This is a genomic window from Kocuria sp. UCD-OTCP (assembly GCF_000349605.1).
GTDB classification, from domain to species: Bacteria; Actinomycetota; Actinomycetes; order Actinomycetales; family Micrococcaceae; genus Kocuria; species Kocuria rosea.
The window spans coordinates 1-13,994 of record NZ_AOSQ01000022.1 but is presented as its reverse complement, the minus strand read 5'-3'; the positions used below and the strand labels follow the sequence as shown (position 1 = coordinate 13,994).

Annotated in this window: 12 protein-coding genes; 3 read left to right on the top strand and 9 right to left on the bottom strand. The window is 75.0% G+C overall.

Translation table 11 applies throughout. The features are described 5' to 3' along the window. Positions 1–10 precede the first annotated feature (10 nt). The 3 genes from H488_RS27420 to galU form a co-directional block, all read right to left on the bottom strand. Positions 11–913, bottom strand: a complete 903-nt coding sequence (locus H488_RS27420) for a hypothetical protein (RefSeq protein WP_017833363.1) — start codon at positions 911–913, stop codon at positions 11–13. Positions 914–1,068: 155 nt separating this feature from the next. Next, the gene (locus H488_RS27415; RefSeq protein ID WP_017833362.1) at positions 1,069–1,701 is read right to left on the bottom strand and encodes a GNAT family N-acetyltransferase; all 633 of its coding nucleotides are present in this window, start codon (positions 1,699–1,701) and stop codon (positions 1,069–1,071) included. A gap of 14 nt (positions 1,702–1,715) precedes the next feature. Further along, positions 1,716–2,630 (bottom strand): UTP--glucose-1-phosphate uridylyltransferase GalU, encoded by a 915-nt coding sequence (gene galU / locus H488_RS27410; RefSeq protein ID WP_031282980.1) that lies wholly within the window; start codon positions 2,628–2,630, stop codon positions 1,716–1,718. A gap of 161 nt (positions 2,631–2,791) precedes the next feature. Between galU and H488_RS27405 the strand changes: the two genes are divergently transcribed. From H488_RS27405 to H488_RS27395, 3 genes are all read left to right on the top strand, one after another. Beyond that, positions 2,792–3,433, top strand: a complete 642-nt coding sequence (locus H488_RS27405) for a 5-formyltetrahydrofolate cyclo-ligase (protein ID WP_017833360.1) — start codon at positions 2,792–2,794, stop codon at positions 3,431–3,433. Between the two features lie 63 nt (positions 3,434–3,496). Then, entirely contained in the window at positions 3,497–3,829 is a 333-nt protein-coding gene (locus tag H488_RS27400; protein ID WP_017833359.1) for an FmdB family zinc ribbon protein, read from the top strand. 129 nt (positions 3,830–3,958) lie between these two features. Next, complete coding sequence (locus tag H488_RS27395; RefSeq protein ID WP_051063765.1) at positions 3,959–4,675, top strand: SAF domain-containing protein; 717 nt, start codon at positions 3,959–3,961, stop codon at positions 4,673–4,675. Between the two features lie 291 nt (positions 4,676–4,966). Here H488_RS27395 and H488_RS27390 read toward each other — a convergent pair whose 3' ends face one another. The 6 genes from H488_RS27390 to H488_RS27365 all read right to left on the bottom strand — a co-directional run. Beyond that, positions 4,967–8,761, bottom strand: a complete 3,795-nt coding sequence (locus tag H488_RS27390; protein WP_017833357.1) for a hypothetical protein — start codon at positions 8,759–8,761, stop codon at positions 4,967–4,969. Between the two features lie 132 nt (positions 8,762–8,893). Continuing rightward, the gene (gene guaA, locus H488_RS27385; RefSeq protein ID WP_051063763.1) at positions 8,894–10,501 is read right to left on the bottom strand and encodes a glutamine-hydrolyzing GMP synthase; all 1,608 of its coding nucleotides are present in this window, start codon (positions 10,499–10,501) and stop codon (positions 8,894–8,896) included. Between the two features lie 23 nt (positions 10,502–10,524). Then, positions 10,525–11,109 (bottom strand): DUF3817 domain-containing protein, encoded by a 585-nt coding sequence (locus H488_RS27380; RefSeq protein ID WP_017833355.1) that lies wholly within the window; start codon positions 11,107–11,109, stop codon positions 10,525–10,527. After that, positions 11,102–12,076 carry an SURF1 family protein gene (locus tag H488_RS27375; RefSeq protein WP_017833354.1) on the bottom strand — a complete coding sequence of 325 codons (975 nt, stop codon included), beginning with the start codon at positions 12,074–12,076 and terminating at the stop codon, positions 11,102–11,104. The genes H488_RS27380 and H488_RS27375 overlap by 8 nt, the downstream gene beginning before the upstream one ends. 101 nt (positions 12,077–12,177) lie before the next feature. Then, positions 12,178–13,299: a GuaB3 family IMP dehydrogenase-related protein gene (locus H488_RS27370; protein WP_017833353.1), complete on the bottom strand. Its 1,122-nt coding sequence runs from the start codon at positions 13,297–13,299 to the stop codon at positions 12,178–12,180. Between the two features lie 36 nt (positions 13,300–13,335). Further along, on the bottom strand, positions 13,336–13,994 hold a 659-nt coding region (locus tag H488_RS27365; protein WP_017833352.1), incomplete at its 5' end, for an IMP dehydrogenase.

Below are 13,994 nucleotides of genomic sequence, written 5' to 3'. Positions count from 1 at the left end.
GTGCGTGCGCTCAGGCGCGGCGGCGCTTGAGGACGTCGTCGAGGTCGAGGGCGGCGCGGCGCTGCTCCTCGCCCGTGCGCACGGCGTCCTTCAGGCTCGCGGAGCGGGCGGCGGGCTGCTCCGGCACCGGCAGCGGCTCCGGCTCCGGGCGCTGGACCACGGGCGCCTCGGCGTAGGTCGGACGCGGCACGGGCACCGGCTCCCACGTCCGGGCAGCGGCGGCCGGTGCGGACTCTCGGGCCACGCGGAGCGCCTCGGCCCGCAGCTCCTCGACCGTGAAGGCGGCGGGTGCGGGCATCCGGGGCTGCTCCTCGGGGGTGGGCAGGTCGAGGTCCTCGGCCGTCCGGCGCGACTGCTCGCGGACCTCCTCCGCCACGACGTGCTCGTTGTCGAACAGGGCGACGTCCTCGCGGGGGGCGTGCGGCTCCGCCTCCGCCTCCGGCGCCCGGACCGCGGGGCGCGACGCACGGCGGGCGGCCCGGTCCTGGACGGCCAGGTAGCGCAGGGACAGGACGGCGCCGACGCCGAGCAGCAGCAGGAAGACGGGCCACGGCCAGCTCACCGCGGCGGAGAACGGTGCGACCACGGCGGTGACGAGTGCGGCCAGGAGGGCGGCGCACCCGGCGAGGAGGATCACGGCGCGGTCCCGCCTGATGCGCAGGTGCCCTCTGCCGGTGCGTCCGGGGTCGCCGTCGGCGGGCCGGGGGACGGTGTCGGTGGTCGCCATGATGTTCCTTCGTCGGCGGGACGCGGGTGGGGGCTGCTCGATCGGCGCGGGGAGACCGTCGGGGCCGGCCGTCTCGGCCGGCGCCTCGACGGGGAGCTCCCGGCGGCGCTGCAGTCGCGGCGCGACCCAGAACAGCGACAGCGCGCACACCACGGCCAGCACGGCCGAGCTGCTCACCCAGATCATGGTCGCGGTCCTGCCTTCGTGGTCGCCGGATCGAGCGGACGGGGGACGCCGGCGCGCTGCGCCGGCGTGTCCGGGGCCCGGGCTCGGGCCGTGAGGAACAGCCTACTACCGCGGGGGCGCGCCTGTGGGTATCCCTGTGGACACGCCCGGCCGGGTCACTGCCACACGGCGGGGCGGTCCGATCCCGTGAACCGGCGGACGAGTCCCTCGGGCGCCTCCGGCGCGGTGAGCGCGAAGCTGCGGTGGTCCGTCCAGCGCCCGTCGATGTGCAGGAAGTCCTTGCGCAGCCCCTCGTCCCGGAACCCGAGCTTCTCCACCACCCGCAGGGACTTGGTGTTCTCCGGCCGGATGTTGATCTCGATCCGGTGCAGCCCGAGGCCCTGGAAGCAGTAGTCGGTGGCCATGGCCACCGCCATGGGGGCCACGCCGCGACCCGCCTGGTCCCGGTCCACCCAGTACCCCAGGGTCGCGGACAGGAACGACCCCCACGAGATCCCGGAGACGGTCAGCTGGCCGACGAGACCGAACCGCTCCGTCCCCGGGACCCGCTCCGTGATGAGGAAGGGCAGGGCCGTGCCCTGCCGGGCCTGCTGGTCGAGGGTGCGCACGAACTGCCCGAACGTGGGCGGGGCCCCGCCGGGTGCGGGGTTCGTGGCCTCCCACGGGTCGAGCCAGTCCCGGTTGCGGGCGCGCACGACGTCCCACTCCCGGCGGTCCCCCCGGGCCAGCGGACGCAGCCGGAGGTCCCCCCAGGAGACGGTGACGGGCCACCGGAACTGTCCGGCCACGGGAGCGCGGTCTCTCAGCCGACCGGCAGGGTCCGGGTGTACTCCCTGAGCCACTCGCACAGCTCGGGCCCGAGGTCCTCGCGCTCCGAGGCCAGGATGATGTTGGCCTTGAGGTAGCTGAGCTTGTCGCCGGTGTCGTAGCGACGGCCCTTGAAGACCACCCCGTACACCCCGCCGCCCTCGCCCTCGCGCTGGGCGAGGGTCTGCAGCGCGTCGGTGAGCTGGATCTCGTTGCCGCGCCCGGGGGCGGTGTTCTCCAGCACCTCGAACACCTCCGGCACCAGCACGTAGCGCCCGATCACGGCCAGGTTGGACGGAGCGTCCTCCGGGGCCGGCTTCTCCACCAGCCCGTTGATCCGCACGTAGTCCTCCCCCTCCACCGCGGTGACGTCCGCGCAGCCGTAGGCGCTGATCTGCTCGGCCGGGACCTCCATCAGCGCGACCACGGAGCCGCCGGTGCGCTCCTGCACGGCGATCATCTCGGTGAGCAGCTCGTCCCGGGCGTCGATCAGGTCGTCGCCCAGCAGCACCGCGAAGGGCTCGTCACCGATGTGGATCTTCGCCCGCAGCACCGCGTGCCCCAGTCCCTTGGGGTCCGCCTGGCGCAGGTAGTGGATCTCGCCGAGCTCGGAGGCGTGCTCCACCGCCCGCAGCAGATCGGTCTTGCCCGACTCCTCGAGCTGGTGCTCCAGGGCCGGCACCCGGTCGAAGTGGTCCTCCAGCGCCCGCTTCGAGCGCCCGGTGATCATCAGGACGTCCTGGAGACCGGCGTCGACCGCCTCCTGGACCACGTACTGGATGGCCGGCCGGTCTACGACCGGCAGCATCTCCTTGGGCATGGCCTTCGTCGCGGGGAGGAACCGGGTGCCGAGCCCGGCGGCAGGAATGACGGCCTTCCGGACCGTCCGGGGGTTGCTGTTTCCACTCATGCGCTCAGGCTAACGGATCGGGGGCTCCCACCAGCGGATTCCCGCCCGGGCACGCTTGCCCGCCGCGGTGGTGCGCGGCTAGCCTCGCACCACCGGCCCGCCAGGGCCGGCGCGTCCGGGCGCCGCCCGGGCCGAGCGTCGGACGAGGAGCGGACACGACGATGACCGACCCCCGCGGTCCCGCCGAGGCCAAGACCCGGCTGCGCCGGCAGCTCGTGGCGGCCCGCGCGCGGCGCTCCCGGGCCGCCCGCGAGCACGCCGCCGTGGCCTTCGACCGGCACCTGACCGAGCTGCTGGCCGACCGCCCGCGCCTCGACGTCGCCGCGTACCTGCCGCTGGCCACAGAGCCGCCCCTCGAGCCCGCTCTCGTCACGGCTCACCACCGCGGCCACCGGATCTGGGTGCCCGTGTGCGAGCCCGGGCGCCGGCTCTCGTGGGCGCGGTGGACGCCGGACACCCCCGAGCGGTCCGGCGGCGCGGGCGGACTGCGCGAGCCCGTGGGCGCCCGCCACGGCGCGGAGGTGATGCACGCGGTGGGTCTGCTGCTGGTGCCCGCGCTCGCCGTGGCGCCCGGCGGCGCGCGGCTGGGCTTCGGCGGCGGCTACTACGACCGCTTCCTCGCCACGCTGCCGCGCACGGCGCACCCGGAGCTGCGCACCGTGGTGTGCGTCTTCGCCGACGAGGTCCTCCCGGCCGGGTCCGTGCCGGTCGAGGAGCTCGACGCCCCCGTGCCGCTGGCCCTCACGGAGAACGGAACCGTGCGGCTGGAGGGGCCCCCCGGTCCGGCGCGGGGAACACGGTAGAATCGGCAGTCGACCCCTTCGAGTGCCAACGAGCGCGCTCGTCGACCCTTCCCAGGAGGACCCATGCCCGTCTACGCCTACGCCTGCAAGGACTGCGGCCACGCGTTCGACATCCGCCAGTCGTTCAGCGAGGACGCCCTGACCGTCTGCCCGGAGTGCGACGGGGGCCTGCGCAAGAAGTTCAACACGGTGGGCGTGGTGTTCAAGGGCTCCGGCTTCTACCGCAACGACTCGCGCTCCGGCGGCGCGGACTCGGGCGCCTCCACGTCCTCCACGTCCTCCGCGTCCTCCACCGCCGAGCCGGCGGCGCCGGCGAAGACGGCGACCCCGGCGACCGCCGGCGCGGGCGCGTCCTCCTCGTCCGCCTCCGCGACCGCGGGCGGGTCCTCCGACTGAGCCGGTCCCCGGACGCCGCCCCGGCGTCCGCACTGCACGGGAGGCACCTCCCGGGCGGCGCTGCCCGCCCCTCCCCAGGCGGCCCCGGAACGGCGGGGTCCCGGGCACCCGGCCCGTAGCGTGCCCGGCATGAGCCGCCGCCCCCGGACCGTCCGACGCCGCTACCCGCTGTCCCTGCACCTGCGCTCGGCACTGTCCCGGCGCCGCCGGCTGGTGGCCGCGCTGCTCCTCGGGCTCGCGGCGGCCCTGGTGGTCCTGCGGCTCGGCCCGCCCCAGACCAGGACGGTGCCGGTGGTCACCGCCGCCGAGGCGCTGCCCGCGGGCACGGTGGTCACCCCGGAGCGGCTCGCGGTGGCCGCCTATCCCCACGGGCTGGCGCCGGAGGGTGCCGTGGCCGACCCCGCGGAGCTGTCCGGGCGCGTCCTGGCGGGCGCCGCGGGCCCCGGGCAGCCGCTGACGGAGACCGCGCTCGTGGGCCCGGGACTGCTGACGGGACAGGACGGGGGCGTCACGGCGGTGACGCTGCGCATCGACGACCCCGGTGTGCTGCGGCACGTGCGCGCGGGCGACCACGTGGACGTCGTCCACCTGCCCGACGGCGCCGCGCCGGGCGGGCGTCAGGTCCTGGGCAGGGGCCTGCCCGTGCTGTGGGTCTCCTCCGCGGACCCCGGTGGGGACGGCGGTCTGCTCGCCGGGCCCGGCACCTCCGAGGAGGAGGGGCTGCTGGTGGTGGGGGCCCCGCACGAGGGCGCCGCGCAGCTCGCGGGCGCGGGCGGCACCGGGCGCACCACCGTGGTCCTCGTCCCGGCGCTGGTCAGTCCCAGTGCGGAGGCCGCTGGGCCCTGAGCCAGTCCTCGTGGGCCCGATCGGAGGCCTCGTCCGCCCGGTCCGCGTCCGCCGCGGACGCCCGCCCGTCCAGGCCGGGCAGGCGCGGCTCCGCCCCGGTGGACGTGCCGTCGGTGAACGTGCCCCCGGTGGCACGCCTCGGCCCGCGCCGGCGGGGGCTTTTCGAAGCACTTTTAACCTCCTGGCCNGAGCTGGCGAAAATTGGTTCGAAAAGGGGCGGCGGGCACGTCCCGCCGGGGGGCGCGGTCCGGCTCGGCGGGCCCGGGGTCCCCGCCGGACGCCGGGCCCGGCTCAGCCGGCACGGTCACCCCGCTGCGGGGCGGCGGGCAGGCCGAGATAGCGCCGGATCAGCTCGGCGACGGTGTCCGGGTCGGTGAAGACCTCGATGGTCCACAACGTGAGGTAGTTCCAGCCGGTGCGCTCGAGCTGCTGGGGCCGCAGCCGCGAGCGCTCCCGCACGGACAGGGCGGCGTTCTCCGGCGAGCCGTCGGACTGCCCGGCCACGGGGATCCGCAGCGGCCGGCCCTCGGCACGGGTGCGGCCCGGGACCACGGCCCCCGCGGACAGCGACTCCGTGCCGGCCCAGGCGACCAGGTCGAGGACGCCCGCGTAGTCCAGCCGCACCGAGGCACCGCGCTCCACCAGCCGGCGGGCGAGGTCGACCACCAGGGCGTCGTCGTGGGTGTCCCGGGCCTCCTCCTCCCCCGGCGGCAGGCCGCCGAGGTGCGCGGCGAGCACACGGGCGAAGTCCCGCGCGCCGTGCTGGAGGCCCTTTCCCTCCATCTCCCCCGGGTGCAGGGAGGTCACGATGCGGGTGCTGTGGCGGGCCCGGGTCATGCCGAGCACGAAGTGCTGGCGGCCGTGCCGCTCCGACAGCGCCCCGAGGTACGGCACGGTGCGCCCGTTGGCCGTCTTGCCGAAGCCCAGCGAGAAGATGACGGTGTCCCGCACGATGCCCGCCGCCCGGTGCAGGTCGACCACCCGGAAGGACTCGGGGCCCGGGGCGAAGAAGGCCGCGGCGGCGGGCTCCTCGCGCATCCGCTGCCGGACGGCCTGCGCGATCCGCGCGGCGTGCACCGCGCTGGCCGTGACCACGGCCAGGGACCGGCGCGGGTGGCGCGCGGCGTGCTCGAAGACGAGCTCCACGACGCGCCGCACCTCGGCGGCGGGCGCCTGGATGCCCTCGATCCCGGCGGTCAGGGCGCCCACGCCGTCCGGGACGTACTCGACGTCGAGGACGGGGGTGGCCCCGGTGACGGACTCACCGTGCGGGAGCCTGCTCAGGCGCCCGCGGTAGAACTGCTCGTTGAGGTGGCGGAAGACCTGCTCGTCCATGGACCGGTACACGGTCCGCAGCGTCCGCTCCGGCACCACGCGGGAGAGGGCGTCGAAGGCGCTGTCCACCTCGACCACCGGCTGGGCGCCCGGGGCGGGCACCGCGGTGGGCGCCACCGTGAACGGCTGCGGGCGGCCCAGGTGCGGGTCCCCGAACGCGATGACCTGCCGGCACCGGGTCAGCGCCGGCAGCACCGCCGCGAGCGGGGAGCTCTCGGCGTCCAGCACCACCACGGCGTCGAAGTCGTGGTCCTCGGGCAGCGCCGCGGAGAGCACCAGGGGGCTGGCCGTCCAGACGGGCACCAGCGAGCCGATCAGCTCGCCCGCCGAGGCGCTGACCTCCTCGAGCGGGGCGGCCCCCGCCCGGAGCATGCGGCGCAGGGCGGCCGCCGCGCGCGGGGAGCGCCGGACGGTGCGCTGCCAGCGGTCGGCGAGCTCCCAGAGGAGCCGGCCGGCCCCGGAGGCCACGTGCGCCGCGTCGGCGCGGCGGAACACGGACTCCACCTTGCGCAGGGTGTGCCCCTCCGGCATCGCCAGGAAGTCGTCGCCGGTGATCATGGCCTCGAGCGTGGACTGCCACCACGCGAGGTCGAACTCCCCGGAGACCTCCGCGCGGGGCACGGTGCGCCGCACGAGGTCGTCCACGAGCTCGCCGAGGCCCTGGCCGCGCAGCTCGTCGAGCAGGACGGTGCGCTCGGGCAGCACGGCGAGGTTCTCCTCGTCGTTGATGAGCCCGTCCAGGGTCTCGCGCAGCCGGTCGATCGGCAGCCCCAGGAGGTCGGCGCCGGTGGACGAGCCCTCGAGGGCGATGGCCAGGCCCTCGAGGTCCTCCACGAAGCGGGCCTGCACGGCCGCGAGCTCCTCGACCCGCTCGGAGACGACCGGGTGCGTGGACGAGGTGGCCCACTCCCGCCACCGCTCCCGCTCCGACTGCACGCGCAGCAGGGCGGCGTGCAGGTCCGAGAGGTGCACCCCGTGCCGGATGTACTCCTTCGCGGCCTTGCGCAGCCGTGAGCGCTGCAGCCCGGTCATCTCGATCCCGTGCTCCCGCCGCCAGCCGGACCCGGCGGTCGCGGCGACCAGGTCCGTCACGGGCCGATCGTAGATGTCGGGCGTGAAGCGGGTCAGGGAGTCCTGGACCTCCTGCAGCAGCCGCAGCTGCCGGCCCCACTCGGGCACGGTCGTGCCGCCGCGCAGCCCGCTGGTGGCCAGGACGTGCCGCATCCCGGTCTCGAGGGTGGTGAGCTCCAGGAGCAGGGACTGGGCCAGCCGGTGCGCCTGCCGGGCCTCGTCCTCGTTGACCAGGCGCGCCCCGGTCCAGGGCCCGGCCAGGGTCCCGGCGTCGAAGGCCCCGAGCTCGGCGGCGCGCTCGAGCCGGGCGACGGCGTCGCCGCGCTCCGTGACCGCGTCGAGCACGGAGCGCGGGAACCGCACGGCCGTGGCGGGCGCCGGCCGGCGGGAGGTCAGCTCGGCGAGCGCCTGCACGGCCCGGTACGGGGAGACGGACCACCGGGGCCGCACGGTGTGCAGGGACCGCACGTGCTCGGCGAGCTGGTCCCGGCTGGTGCGCAGCGTCTCGTGCAGCTCGGCGAGGTCCGGGCGCTCGGCGCGCTCGTTGCGGGCCACCGCCCGGACGAGCTGCTGGGCCACGTCGGCGTCGCTGAGCTGGGAGGACAGCGGCAGGACGGCGGTGCCCAGGCCCAGCCCGTCCATCCGCCGCCCGAACGCGGCGAGCGTGGTGCGCCGCTCGCCCAGGACCAGGACGGTGCGGCCGGCGGCCACGAGGGTGCCCACCGTGTTGACGGCGGTGTCGAGCTGCCCGGTGCCGGGGGCCGCGGTCACCACGAAGGAGTGGCCCTGGGCGGCGAGGTCGAGGACCTCCTGCTGGGGGCCGTCGGCGTCGAGCAGGAGGAGCTCGTCGGCGGGGTCGCGCTGGTCCAGCGGGGGCGCGTCGTCCGTGATCTCCTCGACCTGGGGGATCCGTCCGACCGCGGAGTCCTTGAGCCGGGCGAGGTCCCGGACCACCGCGGTGCGGGCCACGACCGACAGGTCGGCGGGCCGGTCGTGCAGATCGGCGAACGTGGAGACGAGCAGCTTGTGCTCGACGTGCATCCCGGGCACCGCCCCGGCGAGGGTGCGCAGGGTCTCGAGGGCGGGGGCCGGGTCGAGCCGGCGGGTGCCGTAGGCGAGGCGGGCGAGCTCGCCGGAGGTCAGGTCCACGCCGTGGTCCGCGGCCAGCCGGCGGACCATGGCGGGGTTGAGCCGGGCGGGGCCGACGAGCTGGAGCTCGAAGTCGTCGAGGTCCGGGCGCGGCTTCAGGGCGAGGGGCGCGAGCAGGACGGGGGCGATCCAGCGGCGCTGTCCGGCGCCGGTCGGGTCGGAGCCCCGGGGCCGGGCGAGCCAGGACGCGGTGCCGGCGGCGAGGTACGCGGCGTCCAGCCCGTGGTTGACCGACAGCTCGTGGGTCTTGGTGCGCAGGGACCGGGCCGCGCGCACGGCATGCCCGTAGGCCTCGGGGTCGTGCACGATCGTGGACAGGCGGGTGGGGCGGCCCATGAGCAGCTGGGCCTGCCCCGAGGAGTTCGCCTCGGTGAGGTCGATGCAGACGTTGTCGACCTGGTTGAAGTCCAGCAGCGTGTCCGGGCCGGTGTAGGCGTCCATCTGGCGGGTCCAGGGCTGCAGCGACACGCGCGGGGGCTGCGCCCGGGAGGTGTCCGACTCCTGGGGGGTGCGGTCGGCTCCGATCGACATGGTTCTCCTCCTGCGCCTCGGCCCGGGGGCCGGGCACCGCTCACGCACGGGTCGAGCGGTCCGTGCGGACCGCTCGACCCCGGCTGCTCGTGTACCGCCCGTGCGGGGCGGGCCCTGGGCCCGCCCCCGGGCCTACTCCCACTCGATGGTGCCCGGGGGCTTGGACGTGACGTCCAGGACCACCCGGTTGACCTCTTCGACCTCGTTGGTGATGCGGTTGGAGACGCGGGCCAGCAGGTCGTAGGGCAGGCGAGACCAGTCGGCGGTCATCGCGTCCTCGCTGGACACGGGACGCAGCACGATGGGGTGCCCGTACGTGCGGCCGTCGCCCTGCACGCCCACCGAGCGCACGTCCGCCAGGAGCACGACCGGCATCTGCCACACCTCGTCGTCGAGCCCGGCGCGGGTCAGCTCCTCGCGGGCGATGGCGTCGGCGCGGCGCAGGACCGCGAGGTTGGCCTCCGTGATCTCCCCGATGATGCGGATGCCCAGCCCGGGGCCGGGGAACGGCTGGCGGCCCACGATCTCGTGGGGCAGGCCGAGCTCGCGCCCCACGGCGCGGACCTCGTCCTTGAACAGCGTGCGCAGCGGCTCCACGAGCTCGAACTGCAGGTCCTCGGGCAGCCCGCCCACGTTGTGGTGGCTCTTGATGTTGGCGGCGCCCTCCCCGCCGCCGGACTCCACCACGTCGGGGTAGAGGGTGCCCTGGACGAGGAAGCGCACGGGCTCGCCCTCCTGGGCGGCGGTCTTGGCGACCTCCTCCGCGGCGGCCTCGAAGGAGCGGATGAACTCCCGGCCGATGATCTTGCGCTTCTGCTCGGGGTCGGTGACGCCGGCGAGCGCGGTGAGGAAGCGCTCCTTCTCCTCGGCCACGTAGAGGTTGACGCCGGTCGCGGCCACGAAGTCCTGCTCGACCTGCTCGGCCTCGCCCTCGCGCAGCAGCCCGTGGTCCACGAACACGCAGGTGAGCTGGTCGCCCACGGCCCGCTGGACCAGGGCGGCGGCCACGGCGGAGTCCACGCCGCCGGAGAGACCGCAGATCACGGACGCGGAGCCGACCTGCGCGCGGATCCGCTGGACGTGCTCCTCGATGATGTTGCCGGTCGACCAGGTGGGCTCGACCCGGGCGCCGTCGAAGAGGAAGTGCTCGAGCACCTGCTGCCCGTGCACGGAGTGCTTGACCTCCGGGTGCCACTGCACGCCGTAGAGCCGGCGGGCGTCGTCGGCGAACGCGGCCACCGGGGTGGTCTCCGTGGAGGCGAGCACCTCGAAGCCGGCGGGGGCCTCGACGACCGAGTCGCCGTGGCTCATCCACACGGTCTGGGTGCCCGGGGAGCCCTCCAGGATGGAGGCCGTGGGGCCGCCGACGGCGGTGGCGGTGGTGGCCCCGTACTCGCGGGCGCCGGTGTGCGCGACGGTCCCGCCGAGGGCCTGCGCCATGGCCTGGAAGCCGTAGCAGATGCCCAGGACGGGCACCCCGGCCTCGAAGAGCGCCGCGTCCTGCTGCGGTGCGTCCTCGGCGTAGACGGAGGAGGGGCCGCCCGAGAGGATGATCGCCGCCGGGTTCTTGGCGAGGATCTGCTCGGTCGACCAGGTGTGGGGGACGATCTCGGAATAGACACTGGCCTCGCGGACCCGGCGGGCGATCAGCTGCGCGTACTGCGCGCCGTAGTCGACCACCAGGACCGGGCGCTGCTCCAGATCGGTGCGGGTCTCAGCTGTTTCGGTCACGCCCTCCATCCTAGGCCAGGCGCGGGGAGGGCTCAGTACCGCTTCGCGGCCTTCGGGTTGGCGCGCAGCTCGGCGGTGGTGGAGGCGTGGATCTTGCGCTCCACCACGAAGGACAGGAACGGCACCACGCCGCCCAGGGCCATCACCACGAGCTGCGGGAAGGGCCAGCGCATGAGCGTCCAGATCCGGAAGCAGGAGATGAGGTAGACCACGTAGAACCAGCCGTGCACGATGAGGATCCACGTGGAGATGTTGACCCCGCCCGCGAGGTTCTCGAGCTCGAGGTCCTGCCAGCCGAGGGCCACGGTCTCCCCCGTGGCCCGGTCGGTGCCGCCCGCGACGAGGTCGTAGCCCAGTCCGTAGCGGGTGATCATCTCGGCCACGAGCAGGAGCAGGAAGGTCCCGGAGATCCACGCACAGACCATGTAGAAGCCCAGGGCCCCGCGGATCTGGGCCTCGGTGCCCCCGAAGCGGCGGCGCGGCTGCAGGGCGGCCGCCCGGCGCGGGACGCGGCCCGGGGACGCCGCCTCCGCGGGGCGGGCGTCCGGCGGGAGGGAGACCCGCACCCCGTCGGTGCGGTCCTTCGGGGCGGGGGTCGGCTGCGTGGGTTCAGTCATGGTGGGCTCCGGTCCTGTCCTGGGTCCTGTCGTGGGTGCTGGGCTCGCCCGCCCGGGCGCCGGGCTGGTCGTCGAACCAGTAGTACTCCCCCGCCTCGGGGTCGTAGTAGTAGTAGCGCCCGGCCGCCTCGTCGTAGTAGTACTCGCCCTCGAAGTAGAAGTACTCCTCGGGGTTCTGCTCGCGCTGCCACTCGTCACGCACGAACCGCCACCAGATGTAGAGGGCGAACCCGGCGAAGACCACCCACTCGACCGCGTAGAAGAGGTTGAGCAGGTTCACGGACTCGTCCGTGGGCTGCTGGTCGATGTCGAGCCGGGACAGCCCCGGGCCCAGCAGCGCGGCGTCCGGGGCGAGGGTCCCGTCCCCGGCGAGCTGGAACGGCGCGGACGCGGGGTTCTCGGCGAAGGCGGCCAGGTACCCGGACCACAGCGGGGCGTCCCAGCGGTTGGTGAGCTGCGCCGGGGACACCGTGCCCACCTGCCCCGCGGGCAGGTCGGCGCCGGGCACCGGGCCCTCGGCGGGCAGGTACCGGCCGACGACGTCGACGGCGCCCGCCGGCTCCTCCGGCACGGCGGCGGGATCGGCGGTCCAGCCGCGGGCCACCGCGAGGGTGAGCTCCCCGCCGGCGTCCGGCCACAGCTGCCCGGTGTCCGGGACGTCGAGGGCGGTGACGGCCCACCAGCCCTCCGTCCCGTCCTGCAGCCGGCCCGGGACCAGGACGGTGGACCCGTCCCGGTAGTCGCCGGTGACGGTGACGAGCTGGTCGGCCTGCGCGGCGGTCACGGGGGCGCCGGCCTCAGCGGCCTCGGTGAGCGGGACGGCCACGTCCTTCGCGGGGTCCGCGACCGTGCGGGACTGCTCGCTGGACTCCAGCTGCCACTGGCTCAGCAGCACGAAGCCCACGGCCAGCCCGAGGCTCACGATCAGGGCGAGGATCGAGCGGGGGCGCAGGGCGGTCGTGAGCACCCGTCAAGGCTAGTGCGCCTTCCTGGGCGTTCGCCAGTTGCGGCGGGGGCCCGTGCCGGGCCGGCGGGGCGCGGCACTGGCCCCCGCGGGGCGGTCGCGGGTCAGCCGCGGATGACCACCTCGGCGCGCTGGAACTCCTTGAGCTCCAGGTACCCGGTGGTGGCCATCGAGCGGCGCAGCGCGCCCACGAGGTTGGAGGTGCCGTCCACGTGGCGGGACGGCCCGAAGAGCACCTCCTCGAGGGGGCCCACGGTGCCCACGCGGGTGCGGAGCCCGCGCGGCAGCTGCCCGTGGTGGGCCTCCGCGCCCCAGTGCCAGCCCTGCCCGGGCGCCTCCTCCGTGCGGGCCAGCGCGGTGCCGAGCATCACGGCGTCCGCGCCCATGGCGAGCGCCTTCACGATGTCCCCGGAGACCCCCACGCCGCCGTCGGCGATGACGTGGACGTAGCGCCCGCCGGACTCGTCGAGGTAGTCCCGGCGGGCGGCCGCGACGTCGGAGATCGCCGTGGCCATGGCCGCGTGGATCCCCAGGGTGTTCTGGATGCGCATGGACGCGCCGCCGCCGAAGCCCACGAGCACGCCGGCCGCGCCCGTGCGCATGAGGTGCAGCGCCGGCGTGTAGCCCGCGGCGCCGCCCACGATGACCGGGACGTCGAGGTCGTAGATGAACTTCTTGAGGTCCAGCGGCTCCTGGTTGCGGGAGACGTGCTCCGCGGAGACCGTGGTCCCGCGGATCACGAAGACGTCCACGCCGGCGTCCAGGACGGTGCGGTAGTGCTCCACCGTGCGCTGCGGCGTCAGGGACCCGGCGACGATGACGCCCGCCTCGCGGATCTGCGCCAGCCGGGCCGTGATCAGCTCCGGCTGGACGGGCGCCTCGTAGAGCTCCTGCATCCGGCGCGTGGACGCCGGGGCGTCCTCGCCGGAGAGCGCCGCGATCTCGTCGAGCACCGGCTGCGGGTCCTCGTAGCGGGTCCACAGCCCCTCGAGGTCCAGCACGCCCAGTCCCCCGGCGCGGCCGAGGGCGATGGCCGTCTCCGGGGACGTCGCCGAGTCCATCGGGGCGCCCAGGAACGGGATGGAGAACCGGTAGGCGTCGATCTGCCAGTCCGTGGACACGTCCCGGGGGTCGCGGGTGCGGCGGGAGGGGACGAGGGCGATCTCGTCCAGGGAGAAGGTGCGGCGGGCGCGTTTGGAGCGGCCGATCTCGATGTCGTAGCTCATGGTGTCCTTTCCGAACGGTGCTGCGGACGGTCGCTCTCAGCGCTGGTAGTTGGGGGCCTCGACGGTCATCGTGATGTCGTGCGGGTGGGACTCCTTGAGCCCGGCCGGCGTGATCCGCACGAACCGGCCCTCGTGCTTGAGCTCCTCGACGGTGTGGGCGCCCACGTAGAACATCGTCTGGCGCAGGCCGCCGTCGAGCTGGTGGACCACGGCCGAGAGCGGGCCGCGGTACGGGACCTGGCCCTCGATGCCCTCGGGGATGAGCTTCTCGTCACTGGCGACGTCTGCCTGGAAGTAGCGGTCCTTGGAGTAGGAGGTGTTCTTGCCGCGGGACTGCATGGCCCCCAGCGACCCCATCCCCCGGTAGGTCTTGAACTGCTTGCCGTTGACGAAGATCAGCTCGCCCGGGGACTCGTCGCAGCCCGCGAGCAGGGACCCGACCATCACGGAGTCCGCGCCGGCCACGAGCGCCTTGCCGATGTCGCCGGAGTACTGGAGGCCGCCGTCGGCGATCAGGGGCACGCCCGCCGGGATCGCCGCCTTCGCCGCCTCGTTGACGGCGGTGATCTGGGGGACGCCCACGCCGGCGATGATGCGGGTGGTGCAGATCGAGCCGGGGCCCACGCCCACCTTCACGGCGTCCGCGCCGGCGTCCACGATGGCCTGCTTTTCGAACAGTTTTTTGGACGGCATCG

Bases quoted from the DNA above. Each gene is read 5' to 3' on its own strand.
- H488_RS27420 (WP_017833363.1), bottom strand. From the start codon at position 913: ATGATCTGGGTGAGCAGCTCGGCCGTGCTGGCCGTGGTGTGCGCGCTG.
- galU (WP_031282980.1), bottom strand. From the start codon at position 2,630: ATGAGTGGAAACAGCAACCCCCGGACGGTCCGGAAGGCCGTCATTCCT.
- H488_RS27405 (WP_017833360.1), top strand. From the start codon at position 2,792: ATGACCGACCCCCGCGGTCCCGCCGAGGCCAAGACCCGGCTGCGCCGG.
- H488_RS27400 (WP_017833359.1), top strand. From the start codon at position 3,497: ATGCCCGTCTACGCCTACGCCTGCAAGGACTGCGGCCACGCGTTCGAC.
- H488_RS27395 (WP_051063765.1), top strand. From the start codon at position 3,959: ATGAGCCGCCGCCCCCGGACCGTCCGACGCCGCTACCCGCTGTCCCTG.
- H488_RS27390 (WP_017833357.1), bottom strand. From the start codon at position 8,761: ATGTCGATCGGAGCCGACCGCACCCCCCAGGAGTCGGACACCTCCCGG.
- guaA (WP_051063763.1), bottom strand. From the start codon at position 10,501: ATGGAGGGCGTGACCGAAACAGCTGAGACCCGCACCGATCTGGAGCAG.
- H488_RS27380 (WP_017833355.1), bottom strand. From the start codon at position 11,109: ATGACTGAACCCACGCAGCCGACCCCCGCCCCGAAGGACCGCACCGAC.
- H488_RS27370 (WP_017833353.1), bottom strand. From the start codon at position 13,299: ATGAGCTACGACATCGAGATCGGCCGCTCCAAACGCGCCCGCCGCACC.